Below are 2,215 nucleotides of genomic sequence, written 5' to 3'. Positions count from 1 at the left end.
CCCCCGAATCGCTCGCTGGTGGCGGTGGAATGAACAGCGACTTCGCAATCTTACGGGCGAAGCGGGTGATGTGAGAGTGGTTTGTGCTTAGCGCGACGCCAGATCGGCGACCAGCGACTCGATCTTCGCCCGATCCGGCATACCGGCCTGTTTGAAGACTACCTGACCGGCACCGTCCAGCAATACAAACGTGGGTACACTCCGCACGCCGTAACGCATCGCCAACTGCCCGCCCACGTTATCCATCACACTTAAACGCAACACCTGCGCTTGCCCATCTAACGAGCGTTCTAGCCCATCCACGATGGGCTTTGCCAGTAGGCAGGGTGTTCAGGTATTGGAGTAGAATTCGACCAGCGTTGGCGCGCCTGCGCTTACCTGGGCGTCGAACGCCGCCGTCGAGGTCAACTCGTCGCCCGGCGTGCGGAGGAATAAATATCCCCCCATCATCACGCCGATCACGAGAATGACCAACCAGTTTTCACGCCAAAAACGTCTCATACGACCTCCTTTAAAGATTAACTCATTAGCCCAGTGCTTCGATCACCTGGAAGATGCCGAGCACGTGCCGTTCTACGTTTTGCACGTTGAAACCGACCCGCGATACGGTCTGAGCAGTCTCTCGATTTAGGCAACAACTGCGGCTCCAGGCGTGCCAGATCGGATGCAGCAGGTCTGTCAACCATCGGCCTAGGCCGCGCCCTCGGGCGTGCTCCAGCAACATCAGCTGACCGCCAGGCCGCAGCACCCGCCGGGCCTCCGTCAGGCCCCGGGCCGGATCGACGACAGAGCAGAATAACAACGAGGCTGCCACAACGTCGAAGCACCCATTGGCGAAGGGCAAGCGTTGCGTGTCTCCTTGTACCAAATCTAGCGGTGCGCCGTCCACACGCCGGGCGGCCCACGAGAGCATCTCAGCGCTGGCGTCAAGCACGGTCATGCTGGTATGTGAGTTGTAGAGCGGCAGGTTCACGCCGGTGCCGATTCCCAACTCCAACACTTCACCGTGTAGGGTGGGGAATATCTGTCTCCGCAGTCGCCGCAAGATCAGCAGTTCCAGCGGCATCATGCCCCGGTCGTATAGGGAAGAAATAGAGTCGAAGATACTCATCCTATCACAGACAATCCAACCTGCGGGAGGTTTGATATAACCAGCTACATCTCAATCAACGCGCGCAATCTCGCCAAGTTCTCTCGATCCTCTTGTAGATCGTCCCCTTTGGGCGTCTCTAGCAGGCCGGGCAGTCCCGCTAGGCGAGGGTCGTTCACCACGTTTCGGAATCCTTCCAGGCCGATGTGACCTTGCCCGATGTGCTCGTGTCGGTCCTTGCGCGATCCCAATTCACCCTTGCTGTCGTTGAGGTGGACGGCAAACAACCGCTCCAGGCCGACTGCCTCGTCGAGTGCTTCCATCGTGCTGGCGTATTCCTCTGCCGTGCGAAACTCATACCCGGCGGTGAAGGCGTGACACGTGTCCAGGCAGATCCCCATCCGCTCCCCTCCCGGCGTGTGCGTCAGCAGCCATCCCAGTTGCTCGAAACTGTATCCCAGGTTGGTCCCTTGCCCGGCGGTGTTCTCCAGGAGAATGCGCGCCTGAAAGCCGGCCGTCGCTGTGTGGACCTCGCCCAGCGCATGGGCTATTCGCGTCAATCCCGCCTCTTCTCCCGACCCGACGTGCGCGCCGGGGTGGAGCACGAGATAGGGGACGCCCAACGCTTCACAGCGCTCCAACTCGGTCACGAGCATAGCGGAGGATTTCCGCCACAGGCTGTCCTTGGGCGTCGCCAGGTTAAGCAGGTAGGAGGCGTGTCCGACCACTGGCTTGATGCCGGTCTCCTCCGCCTTGGTTTTGAAACGCTCAATTTCTTCCTCGTCCAGCGGCCGCACGGCCCACGAGCGATTCGATTTGACGAAGATCTGTACCGCTTCGCAAGTAGCCGATTGGGCGCGGTCGAAGGCCTTTTCCATCCCTCCGGCGATCGATTCGTGTGCGCCTAGGCGTAACATCCGCTCACGCTTCGACGTGGGGGATGACGCAGATAAAGCGTAAAGGGCCCTCACCGGTGTTCCGGTAACCGTGCGGCTCGTCGGGCGGAATGTAGAGCGAGACGCCGGGCCGCATCAGGCATTCCCCATCCGGCCCCTCGGCCACGCCCTCTCCTTCGATGACGAAAATCTCGTGTTAAAAGGGACGCTGGTGGGTCTCAAAGACGGG

Annotated in this window: 5 protein-coding genes; all 5 read right to left on the bottom strand. The window is 60.3% G+C overall.

Annotated elements, in window-relative coordinates:
• Positions 1 to 87: 87 nt before the first annotated feature.
• From I6U14_RS00125 to I6U14_RS18185, 5 genes are read right to left on the bottom strand one after another with little or no spacing between them, the layout of a single operon-like run.
• Complete coding sequence (locus I6U14_RS00125; RefSeq protein WP_296895863.1) at positions 88 to 303, bottom strand: hypothetical protein; 216 nt, start codon at positions 301 to 303, stop codon at positions 88 to 90.
• A gap of 27 nt (positions 304 to 330) precedes the next feature.
• Entirely contained in the window at positions 331 to 501 is a 171-nt protein-coding gene (locus tag I6U14_RS00120) for a hypothetical protein (RefSeq protein WP_296895862.1), read from the bottom strand.
• A 25-nt stretch (positions 502 to 526) separates the two neighbouring features.
• Positions 527 to 1,111: a class I SAM-dependent methyltransferase gene (locus I6U14_RS00115; protein ID WP_296895861.1), complete on the bottom strand. Its 585-nt coding sequence runs from the start codon at positions 1,109 to 1,111 to the stop codon at positions 527 to 529.
• 44 nt (positions 1,112 to 1,155) lie between these two features.
• Complete coding sequence (locus I6U14_RS00110) at positions 1,156 to 2,007, bottom strand: deoxyribonuclease IV (RefSeq protein WP_296895860.1); 852 nt, start codon at positions 2,005 to 2,007, stop codon at positions 1,156 to 1,158.
• Between the two features lie 4 nt (positions 2,008 to 2,011).
• A complete protein-coding gene (locus tag I6U14_RS18185) occupies positions 2,012 to 2,167 on the bottom strand; it encodes a cupin domain-containing protein (RefSeq protein ID WP_367115602.1) in 156 nt (51 codons plus the stop codon).
• Positions 2,168 to 2,215: the final 48 nt, after the last annotated feature.

This window comes from Thiohalocapsa sp., from assembly GCF_019695415.1.
Classification (GTDB): Bacteria; Pseudomonadota; Gammaproteobacteria; order Chromatiales; family Chromatiaceae; genus Thiohalocapsa.
The sequence above is the reverse complement of the archived record's forward strand: the minus strand, read 5'-3'. Positions and strand labels throughout refer to the sequence as shown.

Bases quoted from the DNA above. Each gene is read 5' to 3' on its own strand.
- I6U14_RS00120 (WP_296895862.1), bottom strand. From the start codon at position 501: ATGAGACGTTTTTGGCGTGAAAACTGGTTGGTCATTCTCGTGATCGGC.
- I6U14_RS00115 (WP_296895861.1), bottom strand. From the start codon at position 1,111: ATGAGTATCTTCGACTCTATTTCTTCCCTATACGACCGGGGCATGATG.
- I6U14_RS00110 (WP_296895860.1), bottom strand. From the start codon at position 2,007: ATGTTACGCCTAGGCGCACACGAATCGATCGCCGGAGGGATGGAAAAG.